Origin of the sequence: Shewanella inventionis, assembly GCF_019931735.1 — a bacterium.
GTDB classification, from domain to species: Bacteria; Pseudomonadota; Gammaproteobacteria; order Enterobacterales; family Shewanellaceae; genus Shewanella; species Shewanella inventionis.
In genome coordinates this window covers 4,678,715-4,695,165 of the sequence record NZ_CP082926.1, presented here as the reverse complement: position 1 = coordinate 4,695,165, position 16,451 = coordinate 4,678,715, and the positions used below count along the sequence as shown (strand labels likewise).

Here is a 16,451-nt window from a genome sequence, read left to right as displayed (position 1 = left end):
ATTGTAAACTTGTGCATTGCAGATTATCGTGGGTAATGATCCGCGATTACAGCGATTAAAAAGGAGTTCAACAATGCAAGCTCAGTTTACCGTTCAAATAGGTTCATTTCATAAAATCAGCAAAATACCTAACGCTTGGTCAAATGATGACTATTTACACCTTATGGCATTGATGGGGCTTGATGATGGCCTAGAGGGTATGGATTCAGCTGAGTTACGTGAAATGTGTATGATGTCGCTTAATGACCTAGGCGACGTCGAAGCCGCTAAGGTTGTGTTGGGCCACTTGTTTAGTGATGAGGTTACCGAAGGTAAAATTGACCAACTTGCAAATGACATGGCGGGTGACAGAATGTGGGAAGAATATTCTGACTGCTTGTTTCATGAGCGTTTTTTCAGCGCTTATGCCTTACTGCGTGAAGCATTTAATGGTGTGTTTGCCCAGCCGACAGGGGTTGAGTTTAGCATTAACATTACGGCTGAAAACGAAGACGATTTAACCATTTTTGATGATTCGTTACATGCTGCTATGGTGCGATTATTGGCTGGTGGGTTAAGTCCAGATGCATTGATGCACCGTTTGTACGAAGACCAGATTAAAGGCACGCATTTTCCTGAGTCAGAAGGGATTTTATGGAAGCTTGAGCGTGTTGCAAGTGAAGGGTTATCGCGCCAATATAACATGGTCAGTTCAGCATTTTGGTTTGAATCATTTGCCAATATTGAGCAATTTACAGCAAGTAGTCATGCTGATGTAGCAGATGAAGATGAGTAATACTCTTTATCAATGAACCGTGAATTAATGCGGATCCGACAAATAAAAATGCCGCTAAGTTAGCGGCATTTTAGTCTCTAGCAATGAAAGCAGCGCAATTAAGACTTAGCGCGCTTCATTGCAGTAAAGAATTCTTCGTTTGTTTTGGTCATGGCCAATTTATCAATTAAGAATTCCATTGCAGATACTTCATCCATTGGATGCAAGATTTTGCGTAAAATCCACATCTTTTGCAATTCATCTGGCGTGGTCAGTTTTTCTTCACGACGGGTGCCAGAACGGTTGAAGTCAATTGCTGGGAATACACGCTTTTCTGCGGCTTTACGAGAAAGGTGTAACTCTTGGTTACCTGTACCCTTAAACTCTTCGTAAATTACTTCGTCCATTTTAGAGCCGGTATCAACCAACGCAGTTGCGATAATGGTTAAACTGCCACCGTGTTCAATGTTACGCGCAGCGCCAAAGAAACGCTTAGGACGGTGCAGTGCGTTAGCATCAACACCACCGGTTAATACTTTACCTGATGAAGGGATAACGGTGTTGTAAGCACGAGCTAAACGGGTGATAGAGTCTAATAAAATCACAACGTCTTTTTTATGCTCAACCAAACGCTTGGCTTTTTCGATAACCATTTCGGCTACCTGTACGTGACGGCTTGCTGGTTCATCAAAGGTAGATGCAATCACTTCACCTTTAACCATACGCTGCATTTCGGTTACTTCTTCTGGGCGCTCATCGATAAGCAATACCATTAACACCACATCTGGGTTGTTATAGGTAATACTTTGGGCAATATTTTGCAGTAATAGCGTTTTACCGGCTTTAGGCGGCGCAACAATCAAACCACGTTGTCCTTTACCAATAGGCGAACACAAATCAAGAATACGCGAGGTAATGTCTTCGGTTGAGCCGTTACCACGTTCCATACGAAGACGTTCTTCGGCATGTAATGGTGTTAAGTTTTCAAACAAAATTTTGTTACGAGAACTTTCTGGCTTATCAAAGTTAACTTCGTTTACTTTTAACAGTGCAAAATATCTTTCGCCTTCTTTAGGCGGGCGGATTTTACCAAAAATGGTGTCACCGGTACGCATGTTAAAGCGACGAATTTGGCTAGGTGAAACGTAGATATCATCAGGACCCGCAAGGTATGAGCCGTCTGAACTTCTTAAAAACCCGAATCCGTCTTGGAGGATTTCTAATACACCGCCACCGAAGATGTCTTCTCCGCTTTTTGCGTGAGCTTTTAAAATAGAGAAGATGATATCTTGCTTACGAGTACGAGCCATGTTTTCTAATTTCATGCTTTCAGCAAGAGAAACTAGATCCGAAATGGGCGTGTCTTTTAATTCTGTTAAATTCATGTATGGGAGTCTTGTATTACGCGACGAAGCTTACCGCAATCAATCAGTAAGGTTGAAAAGAAATTATATGATTGATAAACGAGAAGAGGTTAATTTGAAAAAATCTGATGAATAAATTAGCACTTTATGTGTTAGCCGTCCAGAAATTTAGGGGCAAATTGACATAAAAACGGCACAAATTGTTTAAAACTTGTGCCGCCTAACACTTTTAGCCTATTTGATGCTTAAATTTTAGCGTCAATAAACTCTTTTAGTTGTGTTTTAGACAATGCGCCAACCTTAGTTGCCACTAACTCGCCGCCTTTGAACATAAGCAATGTAGGAATACCGCGTACGCCATATTTAGCAGGAGACACGTTGTTTTGGTCAACGTTTAATTTAGCAACGACCAACTTGCCAGCATACTCTTCAGCAACGTCGTTTAAGATTGGGGCGATCATTTTACAAGGACCACACCACTCAGCCCAGAAATCTACTAAAATCGGTAATTCAGACTTTAATACGTCGTTTTCAAAGCTGTCATCGCTTAGGTATACTATTTTATCGCTCATGTTGTTCTCCAGATTTGGTTCCATTGCTAGTTTATTAATGGCTTACCATGTATATTGGGTCAGTTAAATAGCTTTTCAAGAGACCGTTTTAATAATGTAGCTATTTCAAACGATCGAATCTTTTTTTGCAACCCCTACAGGTATGCTTGTGCTATGAGTCAAACACATTTATCGACCCAAAAATTCGCCGACTTCCCTTTAAAGCCAGAAGTAATTGCGGCATTAAATGAAAACGGGTTTGAGTTTTGCACGCCAATTCAGGCGTTATCTTTACCTATTTTATTGAAAGCAAAAGACATCGCCGGACAAGCCCAAACCGGTACTGGTAAAACCATGGCTTTTTTAGTGGCCACGTTTAACCACTTGTTAACTGTTGCAGCGCCAGAGGGCCGCAAAGCAACTGAACCACGCGCTATAATTATGGCTCCCACTCGCGAGTTAGCGATACAAATTGCCAAAGATGCCAACTTGTTAACTAAACATACTGGCCTAAAAGTGGGTATTGTTTATGGTGGCGAAAGTTATGAAACTCAGCGTGAGGTGTTAGACAAAGGCGTTGATATTTTAATTGGTACTACCGGACGGATCATTGATTACGTTCGTCAGGGCGTGATTAGTTTAAATCACATTCAAGCGGTAGTACTTGATGAAGCTGACCGTATGTTTGACCTGGGTTTTATTAAAGACATTCGCTTTTTATTTCGCAGAATGCCTGATGCTCAGTCACGATTAAACATGCTTTTTTCTGCCACGCTTTCAATGAAAGTGCAGGAATTAGCCTACGATCACATGAACGATCCTGAAAAAGTTGAAATCGAACCGCTAGAAAAAACCTCTAAAAACATTAAAGAGGAAATATTCTATCCGTCGATGGAAGACAAAATGCGCTTATTGCTCACGCTAATCGAAGAAGATTGGCCAGATAAAGCCATTGTGTTTTCGAACACAAAACACAGTTGTGAAAAACTGTGGTCTTATTTAGAGGGTGATGGTCATCGAGTTGGTTTGTTAACTGGCGATGTGCCGCAAAAGAAACGTATTCGTATTCTTGAGCAATTTACTACCGGTGATTTAGATATTTTAGTTGCAACTGATGTGGCTGCGCGTGGGTTGCATATCTCTGATGTGTCGCACGTATATAACTACGATTTACCCGATGATTGTGAAGACTATGTGCATCGTATTGGCCGTACTGGTCGTGCGGGTAAAACAGGGGTGTCAGTGAGTTTTGCGTGTGAAGAATATGCACTTAATTTGCCCGCAATAGAAACCTATATTACCCATTCTATCCCGGTTTCCAATTATGACCGAGATGCGTTATTAGATGATATTCCGCCTCCAGTGCGCATACATCGTAAGCACCCAACCTCGCGTACCCGTGATGGCGGGGCAAATAAAGGCGCGCATCGTAGTGGTGGCAATAGCCGTCCACCGCGCCACAGGACTCGTAGACCACAGTAAATGCCAGAGTCGAATGTATCTAAACCGTATGCGGCGATTACGTTAGGGTCTAATAGTTTTAATATGTTGGTTGCCCAAACCGTAGGTGGCAAGCCTGCGGTTATCGCCAAATACAAGCGTAAAGTCCGACTTGCTGAAGGCATTGGCGATGATGGTATGTTGTCTGAGGACGTTATTCTGCGTGGTTTAGACTGTTTAGCCATGTTTGCGTCAATGCTTAAGCAACATCATATAGCGGCTGAAAATGTCGCTGTGTTTGCTACTGCCACACTACGTGTGATTACCAATGCGGACGAATTTCATCGTCGTGCTTTGCCTATTTTACATCATGAAATTGAAGTGATTTCAGGCCTGCGTGAAGCCGAACTGATTTATCAAGGTATGGTGGCGACAACGCAAGGTGATGGTCGTCGTTTGGTGATTGATATTGGTGGTGCAAGTACTGAGTTTATTATTGGTGATGGCAGTAAGGTGCTATTTAAAACCAGCGTGCCTATGGGATGCGTGTTGTTTAATCAACGGTTTTTTAACCAATATCCATTGCAAAGTATCGATTTTGAGCAGGCTATAGATTATGTCTATGTGATGCTTGCTGAGCATCGAGATCAACTTTTGTCGCTAGGCTGGCAATCTGTGCTTGGCGCGTCTGGTGCGGTGCAGTCGGTTGTGTCTGTGTTACAGCATCGAGACAGACCTGCAATCATTAGCTTAGACATATTATTGGCTTTTCAAGCTGAAATATTGGCTCAAAGTGACATGGGGTTAAGCGGCATAAATGGTTTAGATGCAGAGCAAGCTCCTACATTTGCGTCAGGCGTAGCGATACTTATAGCTTTGTTTAAATGCTTGAATATTCAAAGTTTACATCTGGCTGGTGGTGCGCTGCGCGAAGGCGTGTTGCAATTATTGGCAGATAGAATAGCCGGTTATTAGCGATTTTTAGTATCGTGTAGTTTTGATAATCTTGGTGTTGATAAAAATAGGTCGCCATGGCGACCTATTTTTTTAGTGCATTAAGCGGAAACGTTATTTTAATATTTCAACTAAGTCTGCTTCTAAGTTGACCTTTGGGCGCTCCACAATACGGCCTAATTCATTGCCTTGCTGCTTAACAATAAAAGTTGGAATACGGCTAAATGCATATTTAGCAGCTAGCCCTTCTGGATCTTGTTTGCTGCGGTCTACCCCAATGTATTCCACTTGAATATTGGGATTGGCTGCCGCTTCGATGATCCGCATAAAATGTGGTGTTTCACGGTGACAATCTGGGCACCAGGTACCAATAATGACCACTATTTGTGTTGGTACATCAATCGCTTTAAGTACGTCAACCGCTTGTGCATCGACCTGGTAACTGGCAAAGCCATCTGCGTAACCTGGTAAAGTGGTCGTGAGCGTTTGTGGTTCTATAACACCGGTTAAAATCACTTCTTGTTTCTCCTCGCTGCATGTTGCAATAAAGCCTTGTTGTTCTTTTTCAAACGCACAACCAGAATTAGCTGACGCTGGCATAGATAATATCTGAGTACCGAAAAAGAGTGCGGTAGTGGCCAATAATGTTTTGATGTTATTGTGCATGATAATGTCTCGCTTAAGAAGAAAATCCTTTGGGGATCGATTGAGTGTATTCAATCATGCTAATGATAATGTGTTAAGGCTAGGGTGTTATTGATGCAAGCAAGATCACTAAAATAGAAAGCCAATCTTTGATGATTGGCTTTTGATTGTGAGCGGTTTAGTGCTTTATTTAGTTTTGCTCTTTAAGCCACTGCGCTGCGCGTTTGGCAAAGTAGGTTAAAATACCGTCTGCTCCAGCGCGTTTAAAGCAAAGTAGTGATTCCATCACAATGGCTTTTTCAGCTAGCCAGCCGTTTTGAATGGCAGCCATGTGCATGGCGTATTCGCCACTGACTTGGTAAGCAAACGTTGGCACAGCCAGCTCTGTTTTTACGCGGTGTACTATGTCTAAATAAGGCATACCGGGTTTTACCATCACCATGTCTGCACCTTCTTGAATATCGAGTGCAACTTCGTGCAAAGCTTCGTCGCTGTTGGCTGGGTCCATTTGGTAACTATGCTTATTGCCCCCTTTTAAATTGCCAGCAGAGCCGACAGCATCACGGAAAGGGCCATAGTAGCTTGATGAGTATTTGGCTGAGTACGCCATTATTTGGGTATTCACAAATCCATTTTCTTCTAATGCTTGGCGTATAGCGCCTATGCGGCCGTCCATCATGTCTGATGGGGCAACGATATCGGCACCTGCCTCAGCATGAGACAGAGCTTGTTTGACTAATATCTCGGTGGTGACGTCATTGAGTATGTAGCCTGTGTCGTCAATAATGCCGTCCTGACCATGGGTGGTAAACGGGTCTAGTGCAACATCTGTCATTACACCTAACTGAGGAAAGGCTTGCTTTAACTCACGTACAGCACGTTGCACTAGGCCATCAGGGTTGTATGACTCTTCTGCTAGTAGGCTTTTTTTATCAATTGGCGTTACAGGGAATAATGCTATTAGTGGGATCCCTAGTTCAACCAACTCTGCGGCTTCTTTTAACAGTAAATCAATAGAGTAACGCTCAATACCCGGCATCGATGCGACTTTTTCAGAGCGTTGAAAGCCTTCTAATACAAACATTGGATAAATTAAATCATTCACCGTTAGGGTGTTTTCTGACATTAAACGACGACTAAAGTCATGTTTACGCATGCGGCGCATTCTGCGCTGAGGGAAGGCACTAGTAATAATATTCAATTTCGACTCCTGGATTAAATCTGGTCTGCTTTGAGTGCGTAATAGCACACTTTATTTCTGCCACTGCGTTTTGCTTGATACAGTGCTTTATCTGCTTGTTCGAGTAACAACATTGGATGCTCATCGCTGTCGATAATATCTGCACTTACGCCAATGCTTACCGTTAATGGAATGTGTTGACCATTATGAGTAATCTCTTGCTCACTGATTGTTTGGCGAATTTGCTCTGCAACCTGTTGAGCGCCTTCGGCATCGGTGCTAGGTAAAATAATAGCAAATTCTTCACCACCAAAACGTGATACGAGATCGGTTGGGCGCTTTAAAATGTCTGATAATACTTGGGCAATGGTTTGGATTGAGTGATCGCCCGCAAGGTGGCCATATTGATCGTTTATACTTTTAAATTTATCAATATCTACCATCAATAATGCCATAGGTGTCTGTTGACGACGGCTGATACGGCCCTCTGCAATGAGACGACGATCAAAGGCGCTTCGATTTTTTACTCCGGTGAGGCTGTCAATGGTATTTTGTTCAGTGAGTTTTTGATTTACTTCGTTCAGTTCACGTAATGTTATCTCGAGTTCTAGGGTGCGTTCTTGCACCATTTGCTCAAGTTTTTCGCTGTTTTCGGCTTCAGCATGCAGGGCTTCTTCACGCACTTCGCGGATCCGTTGTGCTTGCTCTAATGCCTGCTGTTGAATTTTAAACTTAGCTTTTCGTTCATCGTTATAACGCAAAGCGAGTACTGCAGCCATTGTCACTACTTCAAAAGTCAGGCCTATCATGGTTGGTATTTGAGGGGCGACATCTAGGTTGATGATGCCAACATACAATAGCCCTGTGATGATACATCCCAATAATAATGCGATTCGACCAACAGCATATAAAGTGGCATTACGTTGGCCTATAAATGCTTGGATGAGCGAGAAGGCCACTAAAATTGTACTCATGGTAAGAACAACAAAAACCAGGATATAAAGTGCGGAGCTGTAATGTAGAAATGGCATTATTATGGCCAATAAAAATGCGATAACCGCCATGACTCTGCAGATACGTAACATTTTTAGGTTATGGTATTTGAGTTGCAGCGCCTTCTCGGTAAACATTAATGAGAAGCCCAAGGTAAGCGGGATAATAATAGAGAATATGTATTGCTGCATAATGGGCCATTGAGGCCATAAATACCGAAATGACACGCCATGAATACTGGCTGTCAGTATGGTGAGCCCAAGTACATAAGCACTGTAATAGCTATAGCTAAATGAGCGCGAAGCTAATGCAATGAAAAAGCTAAAAAGACTAATCGCTGTTAATAAGCCGATTTGAAGTCCTATATACAAGTTTTTAGTTTCTATAACCTGCGTTAAGTCATTCGATGACCATAACACTAAAGGTAAGTTGATACTGCCGAGGCTGTCTATTTTGATGTAAAACTTATGCGTATCTCCTGGCTGAAATTCAACAGGATATAAAAAAATATTACTCAAAAGTGGCCGCTGTTTAAAGGGTAATGAGTCGCCCATTTGTTGTGCGCTGACGAGCTCCCCATTAATAAAATGATAAATCACTATGCTGTCTAGTAATGGATTATCGATAGCAATAATACGAGATAAGTAATCCTCTGGATTGTAAATGCTAAATGTTACCCAATAGTTTTTTACACCGATATGTTGCGGTTGTGCAGTATCGAACTTTTTCCAGGCGCTGGGGGCTTGCTCTAATACTTTAGTTAATTGGCTGATATTTGGACTGTGATTGATATAAATCCAATCTTGTAAATCAATTTTAGTAATGGAGCTGGAGGTTAACCTCAGTGGAACATTTTGTGTGGTATTTGCCCAGCCAAATTGACAGATAATCAGTAATATAAATCCTAACAACAGCGGTGCGCTGACTCTTAATGTTGATGATAACTGTGCCATGTTAGCCATTTGCATCACTTATCGACCATTACTTGATTAATCGTTAACCCAAAAAAATCACAACTATTTTGAAAGCAATACTGAGCCAGTTCAGTTTCAGATTGCTGACGAAGTTGTGCCATTGTGTTCACTATGTAGGGTAAATACTGAGGTAAATTCTTACTCGATTTAGGTTTAGGCCGCATGCTGCGTGGCAACAAGTAAGGGCTGTCGGTTTCTGCCATGATACGGTTGTTAGGGATTAATGGTACGAGTTGTGCGAGCTCTTGCCCCCTACGTTCATCGCAAATCCAGCCGGTAATTCCAATATATAAATCGGCCGCTAGGCAGGATTCAAGTTCATTTTTAGTGCCAGTAAAGCAATGCAATAATGCTTTAGGTAATTCACTTCGGTATTCATTAACTATGGCGATAAAGTCTTGATGGGCATCGCGACAATGCATTAACACCGGCATATTTAGCTCGCAGGCAAGCTCTAGTTGTGCTGCAAAAGCTTGGCGTTGCGCGGGGCGTGGTGAGAAATCGCGGTTGTAGTCTAGACCACACTCACCAATAGCGACGACATTGTGTTGCGATGCGAGTTGTTTTACCGTATTGCTGCTTTGTTCATTCCAACTAGAGGCCTGATGAGGATGCACTCCAGCAGTACAATAAAGTTGCTGTGGAAATTGCTCACAGAGAAGGCTTGCTTGTTTACTTTCATCAATATCGCTACCGATAACAATTAACGGCGAAACATGGTGTTTCGCCGCATCATTGATAATAGCGTCAATGTCGTGTTTTAACCGCTCACTGAGCAGGTTAACCGCGATGTCGATATATTGAGTCATAAGGGTTTGTGTGGTGACTACTTTAGTCGTTTAACTCTGGTGGTGGCATTACGCTCATCACTGCCCATTAAAAAGGAGTTAAGTGCGCCAGTTTCAATGTAGATTTTTTGACCCTTTTTCACTTTGTAGCGTTCAGCGTTTGTTTGTGTCCACACTTGACCATTTTCAAGAGTCACCACAATAGCTCCACTGGCTGATTTTGTTACTTTTGCTACCGTGAAATAAAGACGATCCACCTCATCCTCGATAACTTTTTTTTGTAACCCAAAATCGTCGATGCTTAGTTCTGGTGAAACGGTTGTGGGAGTCGCTATTTCAGGTGCTACTGATTGAGACGGTGTTCTAGTTACCACAGTTGCGACTGGTGGGGTGGCCAATGTAACCGCTGCAGGGGCTTTGGCTACCTCTTCGATAGGCGTTTGGCTACTTGGTTTTGTATTGGCGGCTAGTTGGTCATAACAATTTAAGCGTTCAGTATCATTGGATTGAGATGCACAAATTGACAATTGATCGATGAGTTGATTATTGGCTTGTGCATTGACTGACATCAATAAAACACCAGCGGCAATTAAACATAAACGCATTTTTCTTCCTTATTATTTGTCTTGGGCGTGTTGATCTTTGCTGGTTGAATTTTGTCCGAGATAGAAACAGATTAAGCGCGGCGAGTGAATTGTCGTAAAGCAATCTAAGTAAAACTCGCTCAATAAAGCAGAATCCGTTTTTAGCTGAACGCTTCGGCAGCGTTTGTTGTTCATTTTTACTAGGTTATCGGCTTTTATGTAGAATAACTACACTCCAAAGCTTCTGTTTTGTCTAAATGAACCACAATTTGCTGCAAAAAACCTTAAATGATCAACACGCCCTAACTAAAAATGACCAACTAATGCCATTTTTAGTTAGCTATCAGCGTGCTCGTTCTCTGGCACGTCATCCTGTTCTTTTTTACTGTAAAAGCGTGCTGCTATCAAGCCACCCTCAAACAATAACAGCATTGGTACTGCTAGCATAGTCTGAGAAATAATATCGGGTGGAGTTAATAGCATCCCGATAACAAAAGCACCGACCACAATATAGGGGCGTTTTTGGCGAAGCTCGTCAGGTGTAGTCACACCAGCCCAGCATAATAAAACCACCGCTACCGGGATTTCGAACGCTAAACCAAAAGCAAAAAATAGCTTCAAAATAAAGCTTAAATAGCTACTGATATCGGTTGCAACTTGCACGCCTTCTGGTGCGACACTTGTGAAAAAACCGAACACTACCGGAAACACAATATAATAAGCAAACGCGATACCTAAATAAAATAACAAGGTGCTGCTGGTGAGTAATGGTACCACTAAGCGTTTTTCATGCTTATATAACCCAGGGGCTACAAATGACCATATTTGATAGAGTACATAAGGAATAGCAATAAAAAAGGCTAATACTAATGTCAGTTTAAAAGGGGCAAAAAACGGCGCAGCTACGTCGGTTGCAATCATGCTGCCGCTTTCAGGCAGTGAGCGCATTAACGGTAGTGCAATATAGTGGTAGATATCATTTGCCCAATACACAATAGCAATGAATACAAATAACACACTGCCAATGGCTTTTAGCAGTTTGGTACGTAATTCAAGCAAATGGCTGATTAGCGGTTGCTGTTGTGACATGAATTATCCGTTAGATTTAGGAGGTGAACTGTTTTCTGATGTAGTGTCGACGGGTTGAGCTTCTTTATTGCTCGACGTCGATGGTGTCTCAGATGTTGACGCAACAGGAGAAACATCTTCCACTTTATAAGGCCTATTAACTGACTCAGCAGCCTGTTTTAGCTGTTCAATCGATTCTTTCAGTTCTGGCGATAAATTGGCTAAGCCTTTGCTCTCTGCTTTTTTTAAATCAGAGTGTAATTGTTCAATTTTCAGTTCTTGTTCAAGTTCATCTTTAACAGAATTAGCCATGCGTTTTATGGCACGGATCCAACCTGTTACCGAACGCACCGCAACCGGTAATCTTTCGGGGCCGAGAACCACAAGCCCCAAAATACCGATCAGCAGCAGCTCCATAAAGCCGATACCGTCAAACATAATAAATTACGCCTGTTTATCTTTAGATTCAGGTTGCTTTTCAGCTGCCTGTTGCGAAGTCGCAGCTGTCTGGTCTTTATCTTTGTCTTCTATTGATTTGTTTTCTTCTTCGGGAGACATGGCGTTTTTAAAGCCTTTTACTGCCCCACCTAAATCACCGCCTAAAGAGCGTAATTTTTTAGTACCAAATAATAAAATGACAATTAGTGCAATGATAAGAAGCTGCCAAATACTGATGCCGCCCATGAAGATTATCCTCTTTAAATAAAAAATGGTTTTTGTAAAACGTTATAGTAACAAGCCACAATACAATCCAATTCTTTAAGTATTATGAACCTCTCATAAATTAGTGCTAGCTAAAATTTACGATTCTTTGGCCTAGATCGCCATCCAATTACCCAAATGACTACACCAGCGCCAATGCAGGTATATGCTGGCCATAGTGTAGCGGTTTGAGAAATTAAAATTGTGCCGCAGATCAATAATACCGCAGAGGTAATCAGTAGATAATTACTTTTGTGTGATTTTTGTTGATAACGCAAATACTTATCTAACATCTGTTGTTGCGTACCGAGCAGCTTGCGACCGAGTTTTAGATTGTCGTATATCAGTTCTGGAAACTCAGGTAATTTGTCTGCCCAAAATGGCGCATTAGATTTTACTTTTTGGAACATGGCTTTAGGGCCAACTTGTTCAGACATCCAGTTTTCCAAAAAAGGTTTAGCTGTTTGCCATAAGTCGAGTTGTGGGTATAGCTGTCTGCCTAGCCCTTCAATGTAGAGCAGGGTTTTTTCAAGCAATACCAGTTGCGGTTGAACCACAATGTCAAAATGGCGTGCTGTGCGAAAGAGCTCTAACAAGACATGACCAAATGAAATCTCGTCTAATGGCTTATTAAACATGGGCTCACACACTACTTTTACCGCCTGTTCAAAGGCAATGATGTCTGTGTGCTCTGACACCCAGCCTGACTCAATGTAAAGTTGTGCTATGCGGTGATAGTCGCGATTAAAAAAGGCGAGAAAATTTTCGGCAAGGTAGCGTTTATCGACCTCGGTTAATGTGCCCATAATGCCGCAGTCTAGGCCGATATAAAATGGGTCGTCTGGATGTTCTCGGCTAATAAAAATATTGCCTGGGTGCATGTCTGCATGGAAAAAGTTATCGCGGAAAACCTGGGTGAAAAACAGCTCTACACCACGCTCTGCAAGCAATTTAAAATTGGTGCCTTGGGCACGTAGGGCTTCAGTGTCGGATACCGGAATACCATAAATGCGTTCCATCACCATTAAACGCTTATAGCTGTGCTCTTCATAAACAAAAGGGATATAAAGCGCATTGGAGTCAATAAAATTATTGCGTAATTTTATGGCGTTTAGTGCTTCAAGCTTAAGGTTTAGCTCACCTAAAATGGTGGTTTGGTAATCTTCAATCACTTCTGCTGGGCGAAGGCGATTACCTTCACCGAGAATGGATTCCAGCAAATTGGCCGTTTGTGTCATTAATTGCAGGTCGGCCAGTATTTGTTGTTCAACATTTGGTCTAAGCACTTTAAGAACGACGTCTTTACCGTTAGATTTTAACGTAGCGGTATGAACTTGAGAAATGGATGCAGATGCCAGTGGTGTGTCGTCAAAGTTATCAAAATAAGTGTCGATGGTTGTGCCAAGCTCGGCCTCAATAGCCTCTCGAGCAAGGGCTGAATCAAAAGGCGGTACTCTGTCTTGCAGCATGGCTAGCTGATAGGCCCATTCATCGTCAAGTAAGTCTCGGCGGGTTGACAACATTTGACCGAGTTTAATGTAAACCGGCCCTAGCTCTTGCATGGCTAATTTTAAACGTTCGGCCGGGGACTTAGCTTTATGTTTGTTGCGGATCCAAAATAGGCAGTTACGTAAAATAATAAAATACCAAGGCTTTTTGTGCCCAGGAATAAGGTCATCTAGGCCAAAATGCAAAATGGTTTTAATGACATGGTAACCACGCCTGATACTTGCAAATGTCATTGAATTATTTGCTCACTGAGTTTGGCTATTCTGACTTCGATTCGATCAATTTGGCTAACAAGATCGTCGAGATTATCGCGAAAGTGAAGCACCTCAATTTTATTGGGCGCAAGGCGGTACTCTTCTGTAGTCAATTGGCTGATATGCGAGCGAGTTTTTAACATGACTTGCTTAATGTCTTGGCCTATGGTTTTCATGCCTGTGACTAACTTGTGCGTTGGAGCATCGCCAATATAACGTGATAAAGGCTCTGCAAAATCGAAATGAATATTTTGTAGGTAATGGCTAAACGTTTGCAGCAGCTGGATATCACCGTCGAGACTGAGTTTATCTTGCTTAATTAACTCGGTTAAATTAGCCCCTTCAGTTAGCTGGTAAAGGGTTGAAGCGTCGGCATTAACTGTGACGGTAACGTCCCCTTCATAATAGCTCATCACTTGAACTTGTTTTGAAAAGAGTAAATATATAGGCCAACTTAATTGACTAAGCTGAATGCATATCACTTTGCCATGCAATGATTTTTGACGAGCATAATCGTCTTTAGCTTGCGGCGGTAATCGGTTAAAGCCGGTTTCGATAGCCGCGCAAACCAGCAAGGCAAAATGATTGGGTACCATTAGAACTTATAGCCTTTGTGTAATGCGACTACGCCATCTGTCATGTTGGTATAGTCAACTTGCTCAAATCCAGCATCAACCATCATTTGCTTTAAGGTCTCTTGATCTGGGTGCATGCGAATAGACTCTGCTAGGTACTCATAGCTGTCTGCATCTTTGGTGATTAACTCACCCATTTTAGGCAATACTTTAAAGCTATACATGTCGTACACTTTGCGCATAAGTTCATGTTTAGGTGTTGAAAATTCAAGTACTAATAATTTCCCGCCTGGCTTTAATACCCGTAGCATTGAGCGTAGTGCTGCATCTTTATCGGTGACATTACGTAAGCCAAAAGCAATGGTAATAATGTCAAAATGGTTGTCAGGAAACGGTAGTGCTTCAGCGTTTGCTTGCACATAACTGACGTTATTAACAATGCCTTTATCACGTAGTTTAGTGCGACCTACTTTGAGCATAGAATCATTGATATCAGCAAGAATTACTTGACCTCGGTCACCCACAAGATGTGAAAATTTAGCGGTTAAATCACCCGTACCGCCAGCTAAATCTAACACTTTCATGCCTGGGCGTGCGGCCGCTGTTTCAATGGTATGACGCTTCCAAAAACGGTGAATACCAAAAGACATCACGTCATTCATAATGTCGTATTTAGCAGCGACAGAGTGAAACACATCGGCGACGAGGTCAGCCTTTTTATCCGCTTCGACGGTTTTAAATCCAAAATGCGTGTTCTTTGGTTCGCCCTCAGACATCGGTATATTCCTATAATGTGCGCTTATTCATTGCGATTGTATGTAATGGCGAGTGTAAGCCATTGCGAATGATTGCTGAATCACTGTGGTGCTAGAGTGTGACAACAATCAATGAGTTGCCTTGTCTGCATGCTAAATGGTTCACATCATCTTAAAACGCAGTAATGTGCTTGCGTCGATTGCCCCTGATAAATGTTGATATCAACGGCTAAAAATTTGCTCTGCATTAGAGCATAAAATTAGCTTTTAATGAATAGCTTCAGTTGATTCTAATTCAAGCGCGCTAGTCGTCCTTGAATATAAGCGTAAATTAACTCACTAAGGCCTTGCCCTACATCTCGATATCCGGCGGTTGTGCCTGCGTGATGGCATGCTGGGGCGGCTTCGGCAAAATGCACGTAACTGCAAGGGCAATGTTTAGCAATATAGTGAACATAATGGCACGCATCGAGCAGCGGGATCCCGGCAAAGGTAGCGGCACTGCTTGGCATATTGGCAATGGCATCAACATCGAGCTCTAATGCAACGGGTAATTGAGTTTGATTTAATCCCTTAGCTATTTGCTTTAAAGCATTGTCTAGAGGCAGTTCTCGGCGCACCCAAATTTGTTGAAAGCTATGCCATGTGGCACCAAAAAGACTTAATTGTTCGAGTGTTGCCTCGGAGTTTTTAAGCTCATGCAACCCTAAAATATGGTAATGGTCTAGGGCTCCGCTTGCGGCAGCATAACTAAAGCCGTTACCACTGTGGCGTCCTTCTCGTGGCCTAAAGTCACTGTGGGGATCGAGATTAACGGCAGCGACAGGTAGGCCGCTGTGAGCTTTTGTTGCCATCAATAAGCCATAGGCATTGTTGTGGCCACCGCCAATCACTATGGGCTCTAATCCCGCTTGCAAGATATGGGTTGTCGCGTCGATAACTAGATCATCGAGTTTAGCCGTAGCTTGGCGAAGTTCGTCTATGCTGGCGGTTGGTTCTGCAGTGGAGTCCTGGCAAATTTGTCCAAGAATGACGCATTCATTGCCTTGTAAAAAACGATTTGATTGCAGGTTTAGCAATTGCTTTATGCATGCATTGAACACATCGTCAGCACCGCCTCGGCCTAAGTTAGCACGGGGGCCTGTGTCTTCAGCGATGGCGATGATGGCAAAACGTGCGCCTTTAGCTGCTGCATCTTGCGCGTTTTGCTTAAGCGTTAGTTGTGAATTGGCCAGTAAAACCTGTTGGCCTAGCTTGGTTTCATTGGCTCTAATGGTCAGTAGTTCGTGACAATGCTGCTCAGTAAATGCGATAAACATGATGTGTGCCTCACTGTAAAATAGTCCTAAAATCGACATAAA

General features: G+C 42.4%; 17 protein-coding genes. 3 read left to right on the top strand and 14 right to left on the bottom strand.

Annotation, left to right across the window (positions count from 1 at the left end):
* The first annotated feature begins 73 nt into the window (after positions 1–73).
* The gene (locus K8B83_RS21060; RefSeq protein ID WP_188740563.1) at positions 74–775 is read left to right on the top strand and encodes a hypothetical protein; all 702 of its coding nucleotides are present in this window, start codon (positions 74–76) and stop codon (positions 773–775) included.
* Positions 776–873: 98 nt separating this feature from the next.
* Here K8B83_RS21060 and rho read toward each other — a convergent pair whose 3' ends face one another.
* Together rho and trxA are read right to left on the bottom strand one after the other, a co-directional pair.
* Positions 874–2,139 carry a transcription termination factor Rho gene (gene rho / locus K8B83_RS21055; RefSeq protein WP_188740564.1) on the bottom strand — a complete coding sequence of 422 codons (1,266 nt, stop codon included), beginning with the start codon at positions 2,137–2,139 and terminating at the stop codon, positions 874–876.
* Positions 2,140–2,363: 224 nt separating this feature from the next.
* Positions 2,364–2,690 (bottom strand): thioredoxin TrxA, encoded by a 327-nt coding sequence (trxA, locus tag K8B83_RS21050; RefSeq protein ID WP_188740565.1) that lies wholly within the window; start codon positions 2,688–2,690, stop codon positions 2,364–2,366.
* 153 nt (positions 2,691–2,843) lie between these two features.
* Between trxA and rhlB the strand changes: the two genes are divergently transcribed.
* Together rhlB and K8B83_RS21040 are read left to right on the top strand one after the other, a co-directional pair.
* Complete coding sequence (rhlB, locus tag K8B83_RS21045; RefSeq protein ID WP_188740566.1) at positions 2,844–4,151, top strand: ATP-dependent RNA helicase RhlB; 1,308 nt, start codon at positions 2,844–2,846, stop codon at positions 4,149–4,151.
* Positions 4,152–5,084: a Ppx/GppA phosphatase family protein gene (locus K8B83_RS21040; RefSeq protein WP_188740567.1), complete on the top strand. Its 933-nt coding sequence runs from the start codon at positions 4,152–4,154 to the stop codon at positions 5,082–5,084. It abuts the gene before it with no gap.
* Positions 5,085–5,177: 93 nt separating this feature from the next.
* Here K8B83_RS21040 and K8B83_RS21035 read toward each other — a convergent pair whose 3' ends face one another.
* From K8B83_RS21035 to K8B83_RS20980, 12 genes are all read right to left on the bottom strand, one after another.
* A complete protein-coding gene (locus K8B83_RS21035; protein WP_188740568.1) occupies positions 5,178–5,729 on the bottom strand; it encodes a thioredoxin family protein in 552 nt (183 codons plus the stop codon).
* A gap of 169 nt (positions 5,730–5,898) precedes the next feature.
* Positions 5,899–6,909: a porphobilinogen synthase gene (gene hemB, locus K8B83_RS21030; RefSeq protein WP_188740569.1), complete on the bottom strand. Its 1,011-nt coding sequence runs from the start codon at positions 6,907–6,909 to the stop codon at positions 5,899–5,901.
* 14 nt (positions 6,910–6,923) lie between these two features.
* Positions 6,924–8,834 (bottom strand): sensor domain-containing diguanylate cyclase, encoded by a 1,911-nt coding sequence (locus tag K8B83_RS21025; RefSeq protein ID WP_188740586.1) that lies wholly within the window; start codon positions 8,832–8,834, stop codon positions 6,924–6,926.
* A 14-nt stretch (positions 8,835–8,848) separates the two neighbouring features.
* Positions 8,849–9,664 carry a TatD family hydrolase gene (locus tag K8B83_RS21020; RefSeq protein ID WP_188740570.1) on the bottom strand — a complete coding sequence of 272 codons (816 nt, stop codon included), beginning with the start codon at positions 9,662–9,664 and terminating at the stop codon, positions 8,849–8,851.
* 17 nt (positions 9,665–9,681) lie between these two features.
* Positions 9,682–10,248, bottom strand: coding sequence for a hypothetical protein (locus K8B83_RS21015; RefSeq protein ID WP_188740571.1), 567 nt, complete (start codon positions 10,246–10,248; stop codon positions 9,682–9,684).
* Between the two features lie 315 nt (positions 10,249–10,563).
* Positions 10,564–11,316 carry a twin-arginine translocase subunit TatC gene (gene tatC / locus K8B83_RS21010; RefSeq protein WP_188740572.1) on the bottom strand — a complete coding sequence of 251 codons (753 nt, stop codon included), beginning with the start codon at positions 11,314–11,316 and terminating at the stop codon, positions 10,564–10,566.
* A 3-nt stretch (positions 11,317–11,319) separates the two neighbouring features.
* Positions 11,320–11,733, bottom strand: a complete 414-nt coding sequence (gene tatB / locus K8B83_RS21005; protein ID WP_188740573.1) for a Sec-independent protein translocase protein TatB — start codon at positions 11,731–11,733, stop codon at positions 11,320–11,322.
* 6 nt (positions 11,734–11,739) lie between these two features.
* Positions 11,740–11,979: a Sec-independent protein translocase subunit TatA gene (tatA, locus tag K8B83_RS21000; RefSeq protein ID WP_188740574.1), complete on the bottom strand. Its 240-nt coding sequence runs from the start codon at positions 11,977–11,979 to the stop codon at positions 11,740–11,742.
* A gap of 110 nt (positions 11,980–12,089) precedes the next feature.
* The gene (ubiB, locus tag K8B83_RS20995; RefSeq protein ID WP_223418794.1) at positions 12,090–13,739 is read right to left on the bottom strand and encodes a ubiquinone biosynthesis regulatory protein kinase UbiB; all 1,650 of its coding nucleotides are present in this window, start codon (positions 13,737–13,739) and stop codon (positions 12,090–12,092) included.
* Positions 13,736–14,356 (bottom strand): ubiquinone biosynthesis accessory factor UbiJ, encoded by a 621-nt coding sequence (locus tag K8B83_RS20990; RefSeq protein WP_188740576.1) that lies wholly within the window; start codon positions 14,354–14,356, stop codon positions 13,736–13,738. The genes ubiB and K8B83_RS20990 overlap by 4 nt, the downstream gene beginning before the upstream one ends.
* Positions 14,356–15,111, bottom strand: a complete 756-nt coding sequence (gene ubiE, locus K8B83_RS20985) for a bifunctional demethylmenaquinone methyltransferase/2-methoxy-6-polyprenyl-1,4-benzoquinol methylase UbiE (protein ID WP_188740577.1) — start codon at positions 15,109–15,111, stop codon at positions 14,356–14,358. The genes K8B83_RS20990 and ubiE overlap by 1 nt, the downstream gene beginning before the upstream one ends.
* Before the next feature lie 269 nt (positions 15,112–15,380).
* Complete coding sequence (locus K8B83_RS20980; protein ID WP_188740587.1) at positions 15,381–16,409, bottom strand: formimidoylglutamase; 1,029 nt, start codon at positions 16,407–16,409, stop codon at positions 15,381–15,383.
* Between the last annotated feature and the right edge of the window lie 42 nt (positions 16,410–16,451).

What these genes read in the sequence shown, in the direction of transcription:
- K8B83_RS21060 (WP_188740563.1), top strand. Translation starts at nt 74, where the DNA reads ATGCAAGCTCAGTTTACCGTTCAAATAGGTTCATTTCATAAAATCAGC.
- rho (WP_188740564.1), bottom strand. Translation starts at nt 2,139, where the DNA reads ATGAATTTAACAGAATTAAAAGACACGCCCATTTCGGATCTAGTTTCT.
- trxA (WP_188740565.1), bottom strand. Translation starts at nt 2,690, where the DNA reads ATGAGCGATAAAATAGTATACCTAAGCGATGACAGCTTTGAAAACGAC.
- rhlB (WP_188740566.1), top strand. Translation starts at nt 2,844, where the DNA reads ATGAGTCAAACACATTTATCGACCCAAAAATTCGCCGACTTCCCTTTA.
- K8B83_RS21040 (WP_188740567.1), top strand. Translation starts at nt 4,152, where the DNA reads ATGCCAGAGTCGAATGTATCTAAACCGTATGCGGCGATTACGTTAGGG.
- K8B83_RS21035 (WP_188740568.1), bottom strand. Translation starts at nt 5,729, where the DNA reads ATGCACAATAACATCAAAACATTATTGGCCACTACCGCACTCTTTTTC.
- K8B83_RS21025 (WP_188740586.1), bottom strand. Translation starts at nt 8,834, where the DNA reads ATGGCACAGTTATCATCAACATTAAGAGTCAGCGCACCGCTGTTGTTA.
- K8B83_RS21020 (WP_188740570.1), bottom strand. Translation starts at nt 9,664, where the DNA reads ATGACTCAATATATCGACATCGCGGTTAACCTGCTCAGTGAGCGGTTA.
- K8B83_RS21015 (WP_188740571.1), bottom strand. Translation starts at nt 10,248, where the DNA reads ATGCGTTTATGTTTAATTGCCGCTGGTGTTTTATTGATGTCAGTCAAT.
- tatC (WP_188740572.1), bottom strand. Translation starts at nt 11,316, where the DNA reads ATGTCACAACAGCAACCGCTAATCAGCCATTTGCTTGAATTACGTACC.
- tatB (WP_188740573.1), bottom strand. Translation starts at nt 11,733, where the DNA reads ATGTTTGACGGTATCGGCTTTATGGAGCTGCTGCTGATCGGTATTTTG.
- tatA (WP_188740574.1), bottom strand. Translation starts at nt 11,979, where the DNA reads ATGGGCGGCATCAGTATTTGGCAGCTTCTTATCATTGCACTAATTGTC.
- ubiB (WP_223418794.1), bottom strand. Translation starts at nt 13,739, where the DNA reads ATGACATTTGCAAGTATCAGGCGTGGTTACCATGTCATTAAAACCATT.
- K8B83_RS20990 (WP_188740576.1), bottom strand. Translation starts at nt 14,356, where the DNA reads ATGGTACCCAATCATTTTGCCTTGCTGGTTTGCGCGGCTATCGAAACC.
- ubiE (WP_188740577.1), bottom strand. Translation starts at nt 15,111, where the DNA reads ATGTCTGAGGGCGAACCAAAGAACACGCATTTTGGATTTAAAACCGTC.
- K8B83_RS20980 (WP_188740587.1), bottom strand. Translation starts at nt 16,409, where the DNA reads ATGTTTATCGCATTTACTGAGCAGCATTGTCACGAACTACTGACCATT.